The following is an 18105-nucleotide window of genomic DNA, read 5'->3' on the forward strand; positions in this document are numbered from 1 at the left end:
CTAGATTTAACTAGACGGTTGTTTTGTATTAAGATCTATTTTTTAAACCTAATTTTCCGCTCCTCATTGTCCTCTCTCAGGTTACTCTTAATAATTGCGAATGCAATATAACCAGCCATACCCAAGAACAGCCCACTTCCTACGACGATATATATCATGGTAAATACTTTACCAAGGTCGGTCTGGGGTACAAAATCAGGGTGCCCTACCGTACTTAATGTAGCAATGCAAAAATATAGCGCATCGATAACGGACAATCCCTCTTCTTTTGTATAAAACATCGTTCCTGATACTAGCAGTAACAGAATTAATACAAATAAAGCCTGAAAATTTCTAAGCTTAAAAGCTCCCCATATTCCGCCTAAGAGACGTTTAAGTGTCAGTAAAAATGATATCATGTTGTTCGTCACGACTCCTTCAAATCATCAATATTCCCCTTATTTCCTGCTCTGTTAGTGCAGAAAGGACTTCCTCACCAGGTTGTATGATTTCCTCGATTAAATCTTTTTTCTTCTGTTGCAGTTCGTACATCTTCTCTTCTACCGTGCCTTGAGTAATAAGCCGAATCACCTGCACAACCTTCTTCTGGCCAATTCGGTGCGCACGGTCTGCCGCTTGCTGCTCTACAGCAGGGTTCCACCATAGATCGTATAATATCACCGTATCTGCTCCTGTAAGATTAAGCCCGGTTCCACCCGCTTTTAGTGAAGCTAGAAACAAATCCCGCTCGCCCTCATTAAATCGATTGCATAAGGTAACACGTTCTACAGCAGGTGTGTTGCCATCCAGATAGAAATACGGAACACCCTGATCACCAAGTGTACGTCCAATCAGGCCTAGCATCTCTGTGAATTGGGAGAAGATGAGTACTCGTCTTCCTGATTGCTGGCACTCCTCTATCATGTCCATGAGCTGCTCAAACTTAGAAGAACCCCCATCATATCCCTCTACGAAAAGAGCAGGATGACAGCAAAGCTGCCTCAATCTCGTAATTCCGGCGAGAATTTTTATGCGATTCTTCTGGAATCCCTTCTCATTGAGGTGCTTCAAGGTTTCATGCTGGAGCTTCGCTAGATATGCGGCATATAGCTTCTTTTGTTCCGGATATAGCTCAGAAGCTTGAAGCGTCTCAATCTTCTCTGGCAGTTCTTTCAATACATCACGCTTCAGCCGCCGCAGCAAGAACGGACGAATACGCTTCGCCACTGCCTCCCTCGATAGCTCATGAAAAGCCATCCGATTAGTAAATAACGCTGGGAATACAGCATCATATATCGTCCATAACTCTTCAAGTTTGTTCTCAACCGGAGTTCCTGTTAATGCAAATCGATGAAGAGCCTTTAAAGATTTTACAGCTTGGGCCGTCTGGGTCACATGATTCTTAAAGACCTGCGCTTCATCCAATAAGAGTGTATGAAATGATTCACGTGCATAATCAGAGATGTCTCTGCGAAGAAGTGGATAGGAAGTAATAACAACATCAACTTGTCCTTTATTTCTAAGAGAGGTTATCCGCTCTGACTTCGTTCCGTCGGCAATGACGACTCGAACTTGCGGTGCAAACCGTTCAAATTCATGAAGCCAATTATACGTTAAAGATGCTGGAGCAACGACCAAAGCAGGACTCTCATGTTGCCTAATCTCATGCAAGACTGACACGATAAATGTGATCCCCTGTATCGTTTTGCCAAGACCCATGTCATCAGCTAAAATGCCTCCGAAACGGTAGAAAGCAAGTGTCTTCATCCATTGATAGCCATAGCTCTGGTAATCTCTTAATACCCCTGCTAAGCTTTCTGGTACTGGAAAATCCAGATGATCGGGATTACGCATATGCTCCAGCAATTGACGTAGAGATTTACCAAGTTTAATAGTGTCACCCTGTCGATCCGAATCCAGGAAGTACAATCCTTGAATGACAGGTAAGGTGAATTGCGCGTCATTAAGCTCAGGTTGATGTATACCGATCCCATTCATGAGACGAACAATTTCTTGAAATTCATTACTCTGTAGCGGCATCAGGGCACCGTCTGGCAGCTTGTGATATTTACGCTTCTCTTCCAGAGATTTTAGAATGTTACGCACTTCCGCATCGGGTATACCAGCCATATCAAACTTGAACTTCAACCATTCTGTTCTCTCATCCATACTTACTGTGACTCTAGGTGGGGTGTCACCTCTATACAGCCGCTCTTTTACGGCTGAGGTAGCATAAATCTTCAATAATTGCTCCAACTGAGGCACAATATGATACAGAAAGTCATATTCATCGTCCTCGTTATCAAGAAAGTATCCCCCCTCCGTTCTAGTAAATCGGCTTTGTTCCATCAGCTCTAAGATACGATTCTCCTGATCTCCATTGCGAATTAGAATCTGTCCATCTGCTCGTGTATCTCTTTCTTCTTGGAGTGGGTTAATGATCAAATTTCCATAATGAAACTCAAGTCCTGCAAGCAAACGGTCCCTAACCCTGTCTAGATACAGACGTGCTGAGAGTGGTGTCTGCACAATCTTATTCGAAACCACTGTCGAGATTTCAACGCTGCCAAGCTTTCTTAACCCCGGTATAACCTTTTCCATAAAAGGCTCCATCTGTTCCGGCAGGATAGAAATCGTGTTCTTGCCTGAATTGCCCAGCATATGCTTCATTTCAGACAGTCTTACACATTGGTCCACCGGTATCCTCCATAGTTTTCCCTCCACGATAACCAGCTCATATGCTTCCAAAACTGCCAACTGTTCTATTCCTTGAAGTTGCAATTGAAACTGCACTGTTCCTTTGTCGGTCTGGTCAAATTTAAAGTGAAGAGGGGGCGGTCCGTCTGTCAGTGCAATTCCATCGTATATATATCCATCATGTTCTAGCTTAATCGAAGGCGACTTTAGAAGAAGTTCATACAAATCATCCCAAGCATAGGGTGGAATGACAAGCATCCGCTCACTACCTAGCTTGCTTGGATTCGAGGATGTCTCATGAAATAATGGTTCGCTGGCGGATATTTCGATAAGCTTCTGTACGATATCATCATGTTCTATTTGAAAGCTGTATAGTTCAGGGGCATAGGTGAAATGTTTAGAGAATGAATAACTTTCTCTACGCTGTACTCGGTCTAGAAAACTTCGAATATTGTGCACGATATAGGTTCGTTTGGGACCCACTTTCATCTCAATTCCAAACCGATACTTTCGAAAGCCATAAGAAACCACATGGCATATGAACTCTACTTCAAGCTTTGATCGTGTATCAAAATACGAACGAGCACCGCTCAGACGCTGATGGCCTCCACCGAATAGGTCCATCAGTTTGCTCGTCAGCTGAATATCTACATCATTCATTTCCTTTTCTCCCGTAAGGGCTTCAGATATGGCCGTTGATGAAGAAAGAAGGGGAAACTCCCCTTCTTTCTGAAGATTCATGATATATAACAGCGCTGCGGCTGTATGTTTACAGTGCTTGTCAAATGAAAACAAGGTTGAACAAGTGCATTCCGCTATAAGATCATCCTTACCTTGAATACGTACCTCTTCGGAATTAACCTGTGCATGTATGGTCATTTCATTGACATCATAACTTGCTATCGACACTTTGCCAGCTCGTACGTATGATGCTCCTTTATTTAAAGAGATTCGGCCGCACAACGATTCAATGACGCGCTCATTTATAGAAAAATTCATACCGATCCCTTTCTTCTTCCATCTGATCAATCCAGCAGACAGCTATGGATTGCCAATTTCTAATATAACAGAACAAGCCCAAGTTGAGCCACTAGCGAACGTGGTCGTCTTCCTGGACTTGAATAAAGGCATATACAATTGTTGCGTAAAATTCAATAACATGATCGGATTGGTAGAAGTTAACGTTCATAACGATACTCTTTTCCATATCTCACTTGAAACTCAGTGACCTTAACCGCTGTTCCTGATATATAAATATCCATCCCCTGATGCCTTACAGCATGAACATACACTCTTCCATCTCTACCTATTTCTTGTCCTTGTTCAACCACACATTGAAGTTCACTTCGTTCCTGATCCACATAGGTCAAGAAGTACGCACCCATTGCACCTGAAGCTGTACCTGTTACGGGATCTTCTATTGTGCCTGAATATGGTGATGAAAAATGTCTTGCATGCATAAAGCACTCTTGATTATAGACCTCGAAGCAAAAAGGATGAATAGATGATCTAGGATTCTCTGCTAATATGCCCGGAAATTGTTTATTATCTGGACGCATAAGTTTGAAGGATTCAAGCTTCTTGATCGGCATTAATAAAGTCCAAGTCCCCGTGCTTCCATATACAATGGGCATCGTCTTATCAATACAATCTTCTGTCAAACCTATGGAAGCCGCTAGTTGCTTCATATCTCCTTCAAAAGGTAAAAACTCAGGACTGTGCTGTTTCATCGTAATTGTGAGATGATTATTCTCCGTCTTAAAAACGATTGGCAGTATTCCTATGTTGGTTTCAATTTCTATCGTCTCTCGATTTCCCCAGTACCCTTGTGTCTTCAAACAGTATAATGAGGCTACTGTGGCATGTCCACATAAGTTTATTTCATGTCCAGGTGTGAAATACTTCAACCTTATATCGGCCTTGTCCGATTTCAATACAAATACCGTTTCATTAAAACCTACCTGCTTAGCGATATGCTGCATATCGTCATGTTCTAGATGGTCAGCACTCAGCACAACACCTGCTGGGTTGCCTTGATTAGGTGTATCTGAGAATGCATCAAAGTGGTATACCGTTACTTCAGCCATAAGCCCCCTCCTTTATTATAAATGCACTTGTTGATCGTCTCGCCTATCCGCGCGTTAGTGCTGAAAAACAAGATGTTAATTCGATTCATTATATCCTATAAAATGGAAACTAAATAGTTGAATAGCTGAAAATATAACATAAAAAAACACCTCCTTTTGGAGATGCTTTTTTAATCAATCAACATTTTCTTATTACTACTTCGGAATGTTCCCACCCATGATACGGTCACCTGAATTTCCTGCTGGATCGGATTTATTATCATCTTCACCGGCATGGATAATGAGTGAACGTCCCAGAATCGAGTTCGGTTTATCTTTCTCTAACGTTGCATGCTGAATCGTGACTTCGGCCTCAACTGTGCCATCTTCTTTAACCATTAAATTCGGCATATCCCCGACATGGCTACCTTGCGGATTTTCAAGTCCGTGGTGCTTATCCGTAGGATTGAAGTGACCACCTGCTGACTTGAAGTCTAAGGATTCAATCGCATTCTCATGCACATGAAAACCATGTTTACCAGGGGTCAAGCCTGACGCAGATATTTTCACTCGCACACCATCTTCGACCTCTTCAAAAGTTGCTAACCCCAAAGCTTCACCCGATGCATTCAATAGCTTAACCGATGGCTTTCCTATTGAGACTGAGCGTGTAGTCTCGTCCCAGAACAACGACTTGTCCAGCTGATCTGCGATCATACGGACGGGAACATAAGTTGTACCCTGATGAATAATGGATGCTGGTACAGCCGTTCCATGATTCACATATTTACCGTCTTTATTGGAATGCTCTTCACCGTTCAGAAAGAACATGATTTTTGCAGCAGTACCTGAAACGACATTCTTTGCTTCATTTGCATTAGCAGCTGCATAAGAAATCCCGGAAAATAACAATGCACCTGCCACAAAAGAGCCTGCCATTTGTTTTGTTGAAAATGATCTTTTTTTCATTTCATCGCCTCCTGTCTATAGTAATCACCTATACCCTCTTTTTTCATAAATAAACGTATTATTGGGGTAATTTAGTACTTTAGACAGATGATTCAAGATTTAATAACCTTCACTAAACTCTTTATAATAGATGACCGTATCCTCCAGAAGCCCGTTAGACGATTGGGCAAAATGAGGAATGCGCCCCGCTTCCACGTACCCCATTGACTGATATAGTTGATTAGATACATCACCTGCACGTGTATCTAACACAAGTAGTGTTCTTGCTTCAGCAGCAGCCTTTTTCTCTGCCTGTTGCATAAGGACCCTTGCTACACCTCTATTTCGGTATTTTGGATGTACCATCAGCTTCGCAATCTCAGCTCGATGAGATGCATTCGGCTTCGTCGCTAGATGCAATTGAACCGTGCCAGCAAGTTCACCTGATATTCTAGCTATAAACAAGATTACACCTGGCTCGATTACACTTGTCCAATACGCTTTAGCCCGTTCAAATCCTACAGGTGCTAGAAAACCAACGGAAGCTCCATCTTCGACAATCCGAATCAATACATTGGATAGTTCCTCTAGCACTGAGTTATCCAAGTCATTCATTTCAGAAATAATTAATTCCTCTCCCATTCTCGCTCCTCCATACCAATATAAATTCGTGACACTGCTCGCCCAACCATCTTTCCATCGTTTGAAGTAGTTCACAACCTATCCCTTAAACTCACTTAATTATACATGAGGATTTTGAGTCGAATAACCTTATGGTACTTTTGACATAGTCCCGATTTACCATTGCAGAGTGTAGAAGTCTAATATATATTGTTGTTAAAGTTTTCCATAAATTTAATTTCGTGTTCAACTTACCTTCCAAATACATTTATATTTCAAATTTCGAGTTCATTCTCATTCCACGTGTAACCTGATCTGCATTTAAACTACCCAACCATTACACCATTCCACTACCACCACTACCGAATTCACACACCAAATGATCATCCCTGAAAGGAGGTGAAACACAAGCTTGATAGCGATTACATTTCGGAATATGAAATGCTGATTTGTACATATTCCACCAACCAAAAAGGAGGATTTTTTAATGTCGACATTACAATTACCAAATCAAAGATTATTAAAAAAAGTGATGACTGGCGGGTTATTGTTGACGCTAGCGATCATGGCACTATTCCTATTCGAATCAAAAGCATCGGCCCATGGATACGTAAGTAATCCATCAAGTCGTGCTGACCTTTGTGCAAGAGGAATTAACACAAATTGTGGACTTATTATTTATGAACCATACAGTCTTGAAGCAGCTAAAGGCTTCCCAGCAGCTGGACCTGCTGACGGCAAAATAGCAAGTGCTAACGGATTGTTCGCTCCACTGGATCAACAATCGGCAACACGCTGGACAAAAGTAAATATCTCCCCCGGACCAACAACCTTCGATTGGAAATTAAAAGTTCCTCATGCAACTGCAAGCTGGAAGTATTACATTACTAAACAAGATTGGGATCCAAATGCACCACTGACTCGTGCTTCATTCGATCTGACTCCTTTCTGTAACGTGCCTTATAAAGGTCAACCTTCTAACACATATTCTGATACTTGCAATGTTCCGAACAGAACAGGATACCAAGTTATCCTCGCTGTATGGGAAATCTCAGATACAGGAAATGCTTTCTACAATGTGATTGATGTTAATTTCACTGGAAGTGGTAATTCAGATACAACAGCTCCTACAGCACCTACAAGTGCAGCAGCTTCTAACGTATCAACAACGAGTGCAAATATTACATGGAACGCAGCTACAGATAATGTGGGAGTAACAAGCTATCGTCTGTTTAACGGTTCGACTCAAATAGGTTCCACGCCAGCTTTGAATTACAATCTGACTGGACTCACACCAAATACGGCTTACAATATTACGGTTAAAGCTGTCGATGCTGCAGGGAACCTCTCTCCCGCAAGCAATACCGTATCTTTCACGACACTGGCTGTAACCGGACCTGATACGGAAGCTCCTTCAGCACCGACATCTTTACACGTCATGGGATCCTCCACATCCACAACAGTGCCACTGATGTGGAATGCATCGACAGATAATGTAGGCGTAACAGGTTACCAAGTATTTAAAGGAACAACTTTAGTTACGACTGTACCTGGAACTGCCACGGAATATCTTGTGACAGGACTTACGCCGAATACGGCTTACTCCTTTACTGTGAAAGCTGTAGATGCAGCTGGAAATATCTCATCGGCTAGTAATGTCATCAATGTAACAACACCAAACGCACCGACTACTTACCCAGCTTGGAGTGCCTCTTCCGTATACGTAGCTGGCAGCAAAGTAACACACAACGGTGTAAATTATGAAGCTAAATGGTGGACACAAGGTGAAACTCCAGGAGCAGCTGGAGCAGATGTATGGAAAGTGATTCAGTAAACCATTTTACGAAAGTAGAAAAAGAGCTGTCCCTTCGTAGAAAAATCTACGCAAGGACAGCTCAGTTCTACCTAAAAGACGATTATAAATGCTCCATTACAGCGAGTTAAATTTCATCCCAAATTCGTCTCAAGTTCTCAAGACCAATACGTGTTGCTTCACGACATTCTTCCATACCTTCAAATTCTAATGTAATATCTCCATCATAACCAGATTCCTTAATTAAGCGCAGAACCCGGCGTACATCGATATCCCCTTGACCAAAGATCGAGCCCCGTAAGTAGTTACCATGGGAGGAGCGGAACCACTCGCCGCCACCTGGATCTTGATCAAATGGACGGATATAGAAGTCTTTAACATGTACGAGTGAAGCATAGGACAGGTTGCGTGCGACACCTACGAGCGGCTGTTCATCGACACACAAGAAGTTACCGATATCGAGTGTCGTCTTAAAGTTAGGACGATTCACAGCGTGGAGTACTCGCTGTACCCGGTCACTTGCCTGAACACTAACTCCATGGTTCTCAATTGTTGTTGTAATACCATACTGAGCAGCGTAATCAGCGATGATACGACATCCTTCAACAATCTGATCCAGATTGTTCTCCAAGTAATCGATACCGTGCTTCTCTGGTGGAAGCGTAAACGCGGTGACATCATGACGCATATGCTTCATGCCAAGTCGGTACACCGTGTCTACATGCCTTTTGACACGCGCCATCTCTGCTTCGAAAGCCTCTTCATCCTCTTGCACAAAGTTCGCAGGCATCGAATAATTAGATAACGTAATCCCCGCCTTCGCGGCGTGTTCACGGACAGCATCTGCAAGTTCTGGCTGATCCTCTAATGTAAATCCATAAGGAACAATCTCCATATGTTCCCCGCCATTCTCAGCAATCCAATCAATAACATCCAGTACGGTCATTTCTCCTGATTTAATTGCATTCAAGAGGCTATATGTGCTGACTCCAACTCTCATCGTTATTCTCTGCCCCCTACCTATTTTTGTTCAAATAATTCAAGTTCAATTACAGTGTCCAGCTCATCTGGAAGTCCTCCACCGGACAGATTGATAAAAGCACCGCTTCCAACATCAGAATAATTCTCTGCCATCCAAGGCGTTTCGACCTTGAGTTCACTTCCATCAGCAAGCAGTCTTGCTTTCTTAATTCTTCCTTTTAATCCTTGGAAATAGATCGGTCCAATACCACGGTCAAAGACGTGAGCATACAGCTTATTTCCACGCTGTGTATAACGTCCCCATTCCGGTTTATCCAGCTCTGCGATTCCACATCCATAGATACTGTCTCCATTGCGGCGCATCCACTCTCCGACCGTCGACAAAATCTCAAGCGATTCCGAAGGAATTTCTCCTTCCGCATCCGGCCCTACATTCAGCAGCAGGTTTCCGTTCTTACTGACACACTCTACGAGTGCACGTACAACCTGGCGTGGAGTCTTATAAGCTTTATCTTGAGCGTGATAGCCCCAGTTATTATTCAGCGTAATACACGCTTCCCAAGGCACTGGCTCTCCAACTTCGTTCACAATGCCACGCGGCGGAATAATCTGCTCTGGTGAGTAGAAATCACCAGCGTAAACTTCCGGCTCAGCAGCCATAATGTTACCGCCTAGACGATTATCAATGACTATATCTGGCTGCAGGGAACGAATGGTCTCAATCAGCTCCGTTGCCCGCCATTTCTCTCCCGTCATATCGTCATACGAGAAGTCGAACCAAATGATATCGATCTTACCATAATTCGTGAGGAGTTCTTTCACTTGACCATGCATGTAGTCCAGGTAACGGTTGAAATCCTGCTCTTTGTCCTTAAAGGATTCAACACCACGCATCGGATGAATGCGGTCATTGTATGCTGGATAGTCATCATGATACCAGTCAATAATGGAGTAATAAAATCCAACAGATATGCCTTCTTCACGAAATGCATCCACATATTCCCGAATCAAATCTCTACCCGCCGGCGTGTTGGTCGCCTTGTATTCTGTCAGCTTACTATCAAAAAGACAGAAACCATCATGATGCTTGGTTGTGAGTACCGCATATTTCTGACCCGCAGCCTTCGCGGCTTTCGCCCAGCTGCGCGGATCATATCGCGATGGATTAAATTCATCAAAAAATGGCTGATACTGTTCGTTCGAAATTCGCTCAATGCTCCGAACCCATTCTCCTCTTGCTGGAATCGCATACAATCCCCAGTGAATAAAAAGGCCGAATCGATTATGCATGAGCGACTTGGCTCGGTCAAATCTTGGATGCATTTTTGTCATCCCTCCTTAGAACATTATTTGCTCTTCGCATCGTAAGCCGTTTGATAAATCTCTAAGAAACGTGAGAGATTCATCGCGTCTAGTTGTTGTACATATCCATCCCACTCACTATCTAGATCTGCGTCACCAATAACAAAGCGAGCGATCATCTCATCCACGTAATCATTGACAGTCTTAGCTAGATCCGCAACCTCAGACGATTGTTCGTTCGTCAGGAACAGTGGTGGTACGGTAGAAACATCCTTTGGCGCATAAGGCTCATACTTATTCTTCGTCTCTTTGTATAGGAATACCTCTAAATCATCGTCACCATTTGCTACAGAACTCAGACGAAACTCATTCGTACGCATGGCTGGACCTGTCTGTGCCCAGTTCACATTCTGTACTGTACCGAAGGACTTAAGTTCAAACCAGACAGCTGGTTTACCATTAATTCCGATCTCGCCTTCTTTTGCATCACGCCATTCTTCATTCGGTCGGCCATACACACTGCGAAGCGTATGCTCTCTTTCATACAAACCATCTGCCCAGCGCATAGCGAGTTCTGGATTTTTAGCCTTTTTTGTAATTACAAAAGAACCCGGTGTTAAAGCCGTCGTATCCGTAGGTGCATATTGAACACCATTCGGTCCTTTTAATGGAGGTACTGCTTTATACTCGCTCCAGCGTCCACTTTCACCCATCAGTTGTGTGAACACGCCTTGATGTCCACCCGTGGATGCACCCAATAATACGGTATCCGGATTTTCGCCAATCTGGATCAATTGATTATCGTCTTGTGTGAACGACTCTGGAGAAATAAGCCCTTCTGAATACAGTTTATTCAGATAACGAAGACCTTCCTTCCACTCCGGCTTATTGTAAGCAACGTCAATCTTCCCATCTTTCACATACATATGTTTATAACTTGATCCGTAAATCGGGTTATAGACAAATGAATTCATCAGAAATGCATCAATGGAGGATCTCCATGATTTCTGAGAAATAGACAGCGGAATCTCATCATTCTTCCCATTGCCGTTTGGATCCTGTTCTTTAAATGCCTTTAGTACGTTATAAAACTCATCCGTTGTTGTTGGCATTTCAAGATTCAACTTCTTAAGCCACGGCTCATAAATCCACATCTTCTGACTCATGGAACAGTGATAGCAATCATTGATTTCCGGGAGAGCATAAATGTTTCCATCAAGTGCCGTAATGGTTGATTTAATGTCTGGATAATCCTCAAACAACTTCTTGGTCTGTGGGCCCTGCTTCTCAATCAAATCATTAAGCGGAAGGAATGCACCTTGTGTACCGTAAATCATCTGCTGTGAAGGAGTAATATTAAGTCCCATGATGACATCTGGATAGTCCTCACTTGCTAGAACAAGATTCAGCTTTTCCTGCATACTTTGTTCCGGTACAACTTCCCATTCAATATGAACATTCGTCTTTTCTTCGTACCATTTCGTAAACTCATTGGTTGCAAAGTTCTCAACGAGCGGATTTCCTCTAACCATAATCTTTAAAGTTTCTTTCTCGGTTACAAGAGGATATGTCCCTGGCTCTGACAACTGTACAGGAGAAGCAGTATTATCCTTTCCTTTCTCCTCCCCTTTATCGGAACCGCTTGAACAACCCGCAAGCAAAATGCTGAGTGCTGTAAATGCACTAAATGCTACCTTCATTCTCTTCTTCATAATGACCCTCCACAATTTTCAAATGGATAATTAACCTTTGATCGAACCGATCATGACACCTTTTACGAAAAACTTCTGAAGAAATGGATACACAATCAAAAGAGGAACAGATGTAACTACAATGAGTGCATACTTAAGCAATTCTCTTAATCCCTGACGTGCCGCTGCTGTCTTGGCATCGCCAAGCATTTCAATATTTACTTCGTTCTGCACCAAGATGTCTCTAAGCACTAACTGCAGCGGATACAAATCCGCCTGTTTCAAATAAATCATTGCGTTAAAATATTGATTCCAATGTCCCACCGCGTAGAATAGTGCAATAACCGCTAAGATCGGACCGGACAGTGGTAATACAATGCTTTTTAAGAATCGGAAATCCGTACATCCATCCAGCTGAGATGCTTCTAGAAGTTCGTTTGGAATCGTCGTCTGAAAATAGGTACGCATAATGATGACATTCCATACGGACAGTGCCGCCGGAATTAACATAGCCCATACGGTATCGATCATGTGAAGATCCTTCACGATAAGATACGTCGGAATTAGTCCTCCATTAAATAACATCGTGAACACGAACAATAGCATAAAGAAATTACGACCCTTAAAGTCTTTACGGGAGAGCGGATAGGCTGCCATAACCGTAAGAATCAGGTTAATAGCTGTTCCTGCTAGTGTATAAAAGACGGTGTTCATAAAGCCTTTGGTGACCATCGTGTTCTTGAATACGGCTTTATAACCTTCCAGCGTAGGTTCAACAGGCCACAGCCATACTCGGCCTGATAGTACAGCACTACTCGAACTGAATGAAGCGCTTACAACATAAATGAGAGGATACAGAACAATGATGAGTACAATGGACAGCATGACATAATTAAAGATCGTAAACAGGCGATCAGAGCCGGATTCCTTTATTGTCTTCGAATGCATCTGTCTTCGCCACCCCCTACCATAAGCTTTCCTGTTTAAGTCGTTTGGCTGTTTGGTTAACAATAAGTAGCAAAATAAAGCCAATAACTGCTTTAAATAGTCCAATTGCTGTCGCATACGAGAAGTTCATGGCCTGTGAGACTAGACCCACCTTGTATACGTAAGTATCAATTACTTCGGATGATCGTAAATTCAGCGAGTTTTGCATGAGCAGGATTTTCTCAAAACCTGTTTCCATCATCTGCCCTGTATTCAGGATAAGCAGTATAACCGCAATGGGCATAATGCCAGGAAGGTCAATATGACGCATCCGCTGCATCTTAGATGCCCCGTCAATGACAGCTGCTTCATGCAGAGCAGGATCGATCCCTGCAAGCGTTGCCAAAAATATGATGCAAGAGAAGCCTACGTTCTGCCACACGTGCGACCAGACATATATGGACTGGAACCATGAAGCTTCCGCCATAAAGTGAAACGGTCCGAGGCCTATTCCGCCTAGAATCGTATTGATCAAGCCTGTTCTCGGATCTAGAAACTGAAGGAGCAGACCCACAAGAACGACAAGAGAGATAAAATACGGCGCATATGTCACCATCTGAACCATGTTTTTGAATCGTTGGTTTCGAACATAATTAAGTCCTAGCGCAAGCATAATTGGAAAAGGGAAGCTCGCAATTAATGTGTAAAAACTAATGGAAAGTGTATTGCGTAATAGCCTCCAGAATTCATGTGAATGGAAGAAGCGCTCAAAATGCTTAAGTCCTACCCAGTCACTTCCTCCGATTCCTTTGGTAACATTAAAATCTTTAAATGCGATTTGCGCTCCGTACATAGGCACATACTTAAAAATGATGATGTACAGCAGCGGCAATGAGAACAATGCATACAACTGCCAGCTTTTCTTGATTCCTTTCCAACCATTCAGCGCCTATCACTCCAATCCTACTTTGTCATATGAACCGGTCCGGTGATTTGAAGTATAGATGGGCCTCATGATCCCGTAAATCTACTCGTTTTAGGCATTATTCCGTTTTTTAGAATTGCATTATTCAGCATTTAAATATTTAACTATTCTTTAGAAAACAGCTTATCCAGCCGCATGGTTACGCCTGTATTCCGTAGCACTGATCCCATTGGCACGCTTGAAAGCGCGGCTAAATGTATTGAGTGATAAGTACCCCACAGCAGCTGCAATCTCGCTCACTGGTTGGCCACTCATTAACAATAGACGCTTGGCCTCACGCATACGAATATCCTCTAAATAATCTGAAAAGTTCAGCCCTGTTTGTTCCTTAAAAAAATAGGATACATATGCTTCAGATGTTCTTGCTTCACGCGCTAATACGGTCAGACATAAATCACTTTCTGCAAAATGATCATCAATATAACGAATCAAACGATTTGTTAAATCATCATTATGACTTCTCTTGCGTTCCTCATTCTTACGGCATAAACTCAGGAATGAGCCGCATAATATTTCGATAGCCTCAGCAGGAGAAAGTTTGGAATCAGCAGCGCGGAGCACCGTCTCCACCTCGTCTGTTGTGTCTGCTCCAGATGCCTGTTCACAGCACTTTAATAACGTTCCGCATAATTCATGAGCAAGTAGCCTTTCAACTACTAAGGTTAGCTGCCTTTCCTCCCCATTCTCCTTCAGGATCTGTTCAAGAAGTTCCCTTGTTTCCGTTTGATTTCCCGATTTCACAAGCTGAATAAGCCGCAACTCCACATCTGAGGGGTAGAAATAGCTGGGTGCTGTCAGCTCCACATCTGAATGATAAAGGATTGGATTATTCTCACTCCATCTAGCATGTTGAAGTACAAATTTAGCTTCTCCGAATGAGCGATATATCTCCGTTAAGCGAGTCTGGCAACCACCAACAGCCATATAGAGTCCAGCCCCTGTTTCTAAAGTTAGAGCTTCATGCATCTCTTTGAGTTGATTACTCGTTTTCGCTATAAATTCATCATTCTCATCTTCATCACCATACAGCAATAAAGCAAGCAGATTCTCTCCCAAGTCGTGCACAAGAACACCTTGCGCTGAAGACTCTTCGATCCGATCACGAATTCTTAACTTAACGATGTCCATCTCCGTCAGTATTTCTTCATTATACGGAGCATGATATCCACGAAGGCGTAAAATAACGACTGTATACTGTAGCCCTTTTAACTCTAGACGCGAATGCTCCATTGCAGCTTCAACGTCACGCATTGAAGTATATCCACCCTCAAGGAGTCGATCTACAAAAACGTTCCTCATCTGAGGGAGCTGTTCTTCGAGCCGTCCCTTCAAAGCATCGTGATTTTCAATTAACTCAGATACCGAGTTCCTTATGTATTCAACCGTGTTTCGGATCACCAATGGCTTATCCTCTACCTTATTTACCGGCAGTATCTGCAGCAGCTTCAGCATAGGTCGACTGCTCCGATAAGCAAAATAAGCAGCTACAGCAAGACCAAGAATGAGCGCAAGTAAAAATACAGTGAATGTAAGCTGTTTAATGTAATACGCTTTTTCAAGTACAACTGCCTTGGGCTGAGCCGAAACATAGGTCCATCCGTTATAAGCAGATGTCGTTTCGGTCACTAGCATCTCCTTACCCTTCCACGTTAACTGGGAGAAGTCTCCTTTTGTGGGAAGCGCTTTCAAATTTATCGATTCTTCATCAAGTCCAATATGACTAATTAAGTTCCCTTTCTGATCAGCAATGTATGCGAATCCTCCCTGTTCGGAGTCGATATTTCGAAGCATCTCTTGGATCTGCTGATTGTTAATGAGAACTGTAATAACACCTCCGCTACCCTTCACTCCGAAGGACTGCATAAAGCTAACAACAGAATATGGCTTTCCCTCGTACTCGACCGAAGTACCAGGCATATAAGTTTTATAATGATAAGTATCAAACAGATTACTTCTCCACTCTTCCAAGGTAAGATCATCATAATGAAGCTGTAGATCGTAAAACTGTTCCATGGTATAAATTTTGCGTGGGGATATGAACATTCCATTGTTCTTAAAAGCCACATAGTAATCCACAATAAAATGATTAAACATACGATAATCGAACAGGCTCTTCTCCAAATCCCATAACGTATATGGATTTTTACCTCCAAATGGATCTTTTTCGAATTGAAAAGACTGCAGCTTTGGTTCACTGGACATCTGTCTAGCGATGGTTTCGATTTCAGCAAGACGCCGGTCTAACGCTTCCCGTATTTGCCCTAAAACGGATGAACTACTCTTCATGGTTTCGCTCTCAACCAGCTCAGATGTCTTGTGATATGCGAACCAGCCTACAAACAATGAGCATAAGAGAATCAACGCATACGGAACAAAGAACCGAATGAGAAGTGAAGCCTGCCTCCCTGATGTATCTTTCACGAATATCCCACCTTCATTAAGTTAGCAATAACAACAATATAGCAAAGAAGCACCACTCCGTCAGTAGCCCTCAAGTCTCTGATTTTAACGAAAAAACAAAAGACTGCGCCTTGGAATTAACAAGCCCGCGCAGCCTTAATCATGTATTGCTCCGATCAAACCATTAGATCTAGCACGATCTCCCCATGAATTACTTCGCCGGTCTCAATAAATCCAAACCGTTTATACAGTTGATTCACCACTGTATTTTCAGGTACATGGGACTATCCTCAGCATATATACCATAGGGTCTGGAAGATGGCTCTTTTTCGGCTTTCTTTAAAGAGTCTGCATTAGAAGCTACATATTTCTCCTGAGATACCTTCGGCTTTAACTGAATACACTTTTCTCTGTTCTCATCCGTGATTGTTTTTAAAATTACTGAACTCATGCGACACCTCCTTTATAATTAGGCTCCATCTTAGATTCCTTTCGTCCCAATCCGTTTCGCCAATTCAGTAAGGTCCTGTCCTTTAAGCGCCCCCTCCACTAGTTGCGGAAGTAAGGCTGGCGTACAAGCAAAACATGGTGTTCCATCTCTCGATAAAGACTTCGCAACCTGCTCATCATAGAAGGGCTTTCCTTCATCTGACAGTGCAAGCAAGCACATCGTCTTGACTCCTGATTCCCGCATTTCACGCATACGCCGAATCAGTCCCGATTGATTGCCACCCTCATATAAATCCGAAATGATAATAAATAAGGTCTTCTTCGGTTCCTCGATAAACTGCTCGCAATACTTAACCGATTTATGAATATCTGTCCCGCCTCCGAGTTGAATACCAAACAGCATATCCACGGGATCATTCGCGCATTGCTCGGTTAAATCCACGACTTCGGTGTCAAATACGACAACTCGAGTATCTAGAGATGGAATGCTCGCAAAGATTGATCCAATGACGGATGCCCAGATGACCGATTCCGCCATCGACCCACTTTGATCAATATCCACAATAACAGTCCACTCTTTACTACGCTTTGCCCGGTCAAAATAATAAAATTTCTCCGGGATAATCTGTTTACTTCCCGAATCATAATTTTTCAAATTACGCTGAATCGTCCGCTTCCAATCGATCCCGCTTAATGAAGGAAGTGGTGTGTGCTGTCTCCGATTCAGAGCTCCCGTTACTGCCCGGCGTATGTCTTCATGCAGACGCTCAACCAATTCATCTACGACTGCTTTCACCAGCATTCGGGCGGTATCCTTCGTCTTCTCCGGAATTTTGCCTTTCAGCGACATAAGAGTACCTACTAATTGAATGTCTGGCTTCACCGTTGCCAGAACCTCTGGTTCGAACAAGAGCTGCTTCCAGCCCTTCCGCTCCATCGCATCATTCTGAATAACAGAAACAACATCCTCCGGAAAAAATGTACGCACATCGCCTAACCACTGTGCAAGCCGCGGCGCGGACTTACCTTGCCCTGCACCCTTCGCCCCTGAAGCGGCGCCTCCTGCTTCTATACTACCATCTGTGTTATCATAAATGGCTGCCAAAGCCCGGTCCATGATTAACTCTTCCTCAGACAGTTGAACACTGCCTTCAGAGGTGTAGCTTGCTAACTGTGCTTCAGCTGACTCTCCGAGTATTAGCCGCCACCTTGTCATCATATGTGGATCTACCATTGTACTCATCG

At 43.0% G+C, this 18105-nt stretch carries 14 protein-coding genes; 1 reads left to right on the forward strand and 13 read right to left on the reverse strand.

Going from position 1 to position 18105, the window contains the following annotated elements; all coding sequences use genetic code 11:
* Positions 1-35: 35 nt before the first annotated feature.
* The 5 genes from AC3WJJ_RS10450 to AC3WJJ_RS10470 all read right to left on the reverse strand — a co-directional run bounded on the left by AC3WJJ_RS10450 (position 36) and on the right by AC3WJJ_RS10470 (position 6332).
* Positions 36-398, reverse strand: a complete 363-nt coding sequence (locus tag AC3WJJ_RS10450; protein ID WP_492540320.1) for a potassium channel family protein — start codon at positions 396-398, stop codon at positions 36-38.
* 19 nt (positions 399-417) lie between these two features.
* Positions 418-3675 carry a DEAD/DEAH box helicase gene (locus tag AC3WJJ_RS10455; RefSeq protein ID WP_492540321.1) on the reverse strand — a complete coding sequence of 1086 codons (3258 nt, stop codon included), beginning with the start codon at positions 3673-3675 and terminating at the stop codon, positions 418-420.
* A gap of 179 nt (positions 3676-3854) precedes the next feature.
* Positions 3855-4763, reverse strand: a complete 909-nt coding sequence (locus AC3WJJ_RS10460; protein ID WP_492540323.1) for a PhzF family phenazine biosynthesis isomerase — start codon at positions 4761-4763, stop codon at positions 3855-3857.
* A 195-nt stretch (positions 4764-4958) separates the two neighbouring features.
* Complete coding sequence (locus tag AC3WJJ_RS10465; RefSeq protein WP_492540325.1) at positions 4959-5711, reverse strand: superoxide dismutase family protein; 753 nt, start codon at positions 5709-5711, stop codon at positions 4959-4961.
* Positions 5712-5810: 99 nt separating this feature from the next.
* Positions 5811-6332: a GNAT family N-acetyltransferase gene (locus AC3WJJ_RS10470; RefSeq protein ID WP_492540327.1), complete on the reverse strand. Its 522-nt coding sequence runs from the start codon at positions 6330-6332 to the stop codon at positions 5811-5813.
* Positions 6333-6798: 466 nt separating this feature from the next.
* Here AC3WJJ_RS10470 and AC3WJJ_RS10475 point away from each other — a divergent pair, with 466 nt between their 5' ends.
* A complete protein-coding gene (locus tag AC3WJJ_RS10475; RefSeq protein ID WP_492540329.1) occupies positions 6799-8145 on the forward strand; it encodes a lytic polysaccharide monooxygenase in 1347 nt (448 codons plus the stop codon).
* Positions 8146-8251: 106 nt separating this feature from the next.
* On the opposite strand, the gene AC3WJJ_RS10480 is transcribed toward AC3WJJ_RS10475, so the two are convergent.
* The 8 genes from AC3WJJ_RS10480 to AC3WJJ_RS10515 form a co-directional block, all read right to left on the reverse strand.
* Positions 8252-9124: a sugar phosphate isomerase/epimerase family protein gene (locus tag AC3WJJ_RS10480; RefSeq protein WP_492540331.1), complete on the reverse strand. Its 873-nt coding sequence runs from the start codon at positions 9122-9124 to the stop codon at positions 8252-8254.
* A 20-nt stretch (positions 9125-9144) separates the two neighbouring features.
* On the reverse strand, positions 9145-10428 hold the full coding sequence (locus AC3WJJ_RS10485; RefSeq protein ID WP_492540333.1) for an alpha-L-fucosidase: 1284 nt from the start codon (positions 10426-10428) through the stop codon (positions 9145-9147).
* Between the two features lie 23 nt (positions 10429-10451).
* Complete coding sequence (locus AC3WJJ_RS10490) at positions 10452-12119, reverse strand: ABC transporter substrate-binding protein (protein WP_492540335.1); 1668 nt, start codon at positions 12117-12119, stop codon at positions 10452-10454.
* Between the two features lie 30 nt (positions 12120-12149).
* Positions 12150-13046: a carbohydrate ABC transporter permease gene (locus AC3WJJ_RS10495; protein ID WP_492540337.1), complete on the reverse strand. Its 897-nt coding sequence runs from the start codon at positions 13044-13046 to the stop codon at positions 12150-12152.
* Between the two features lie 16 nt (positions 13047-13062).
* A complete protein-coding gene (locus AC3WJJ_RS10500; RefSeq protein WP_492540339.1) occupies positions 13063-13935 on the reverse strand; it encodes an ABC transporter permease in 873 nt (290 codons plus the stop codon).
* Positions 13936-14133: 198 nt separating this feature from the next.
* Positions 14134-16431, reverse strand: a complete 2298-nt coding sequence (locus AC3WJJ_RS10505) for a helix-turn-helix domain-containing protein (RefSeq protein WP_492540341.1) — start codon at positions 16429-16431, stop codon at positions 14134-14136.
* A 235-nt stretch (positions 16432-16666) separates the two neighbouring features.
* Positions 16667-16861 (reverse strand): hypothetical protein, encoded by a 195-nt coding sequence (locus AC3WJJ_RS10510; protein WP_492540342.1) that lies wholly within the window; start codon positions 16859-16861, stop codon positions 16667-16669.
* Between the two features lie 30 nt (positions 16862-16891).
* A complete protein-coding gene (locus tag AC3WJJ_RS10515; protein WP_492540344.1) occupies positions 16892-18103 on the reverse strand; it encodes a VWA domain-containing protein in 1212 nt (403 codons plus the stop codon).
* Between the last annotated feature and the right edge of the window lie 2 nt (positions 18104-18105).

This window comes from Paenibacillus sp. FW507-14B1B (assembly GCF_058781425.1).

Bases quoted from the DNA above. Each gene is read 5' to 3' on its own strand.
- AC3WJJ_RS10470 (WP_492540327.1), bottom strand. From the start codon at position 6,332: ATGGGAGAGGAATTAATTATTTCTGAAATGAATGACTTGGATAACTCA.
- AC3WJJ_RS10455 (WP_492540321.1), bottom strand. From the start codon at position 3,675: ATGAATTTTTCTATAAATGAGCGCGTCATTGAATCGTTGTGCGGCCGA.
- AC3WJJ_RS10495 (WP_492540337.1), bottom strand. From the start codon at position 13,046: ATGCATTCGAAGACAATAAAGGAATCCGGCTCTGATCGCCTGTTTACG.
- AC3WJJ_RS10460 (WP_492540323.1), bottom strand. From the start codon at position 4,763: ATGGCTGAAGTAACGGTATACCACTTTGATGCATTCTCAGATACACCT.
- AC3WJJ_RS10480 (WP_492540331.1), bottom strand. From the start codon at position 9,124: ATGAGAGTTGGAGTCAGCACATATAGCCTCTTGAATGCAATTAAATCA.
- AC3WJJ_RS10490 (WP_492540335.1), bottom strand. From the start codon at position 12,119: ATGAAGAAGAGAATGAAGGTAGCATTTAGTGCATTTACAGCACTCAGC.
- AC3WJJ_RS10510 (WP_492540342.1), bottom strand. From the start codon at position 16,861: ATGAGTTCAGTAATTTTAAAAACAATCACGGATGAGAACAGAGAAAAG.
- AC3WJJ_RS10475 (WP_492540329.1), top strand. From the start codon at position 6,799: ATGTCGACATTACAATTACCAAATCAAAGATTATTAAAAAAAGTGATG.
- AC3WJJ_RS10485 (WP_492540333.1), bottom strand. From the start codon at position 10,428: ATGCATCCAAGATTTGACCGAGCCAAGTCGCTCATGCATAATCGATTC.
- AC3WJJ_RS10465 (WP_492540325.1), bottom strand. From the start codon at position 5,711: ATGAAAAAAAGATCATTTTCAACAAAACAAATGGCAGGCTCTTTTGTG.
- AC3WJJ_RS10450 (WP_492540320.1), bottom strand. From the start codon at position 398: ATGATATCATTTTTACTGACACTTAAACGTCTCTTAGGCGGAATATGG.
- AC3WJJ_RS10515 (WP_492540344.1), bottom strand. From the start codon at position 18,103: ATGAGTACAATGGTAGATCCACATATGATGACAAGGTGGCGGCTAATA.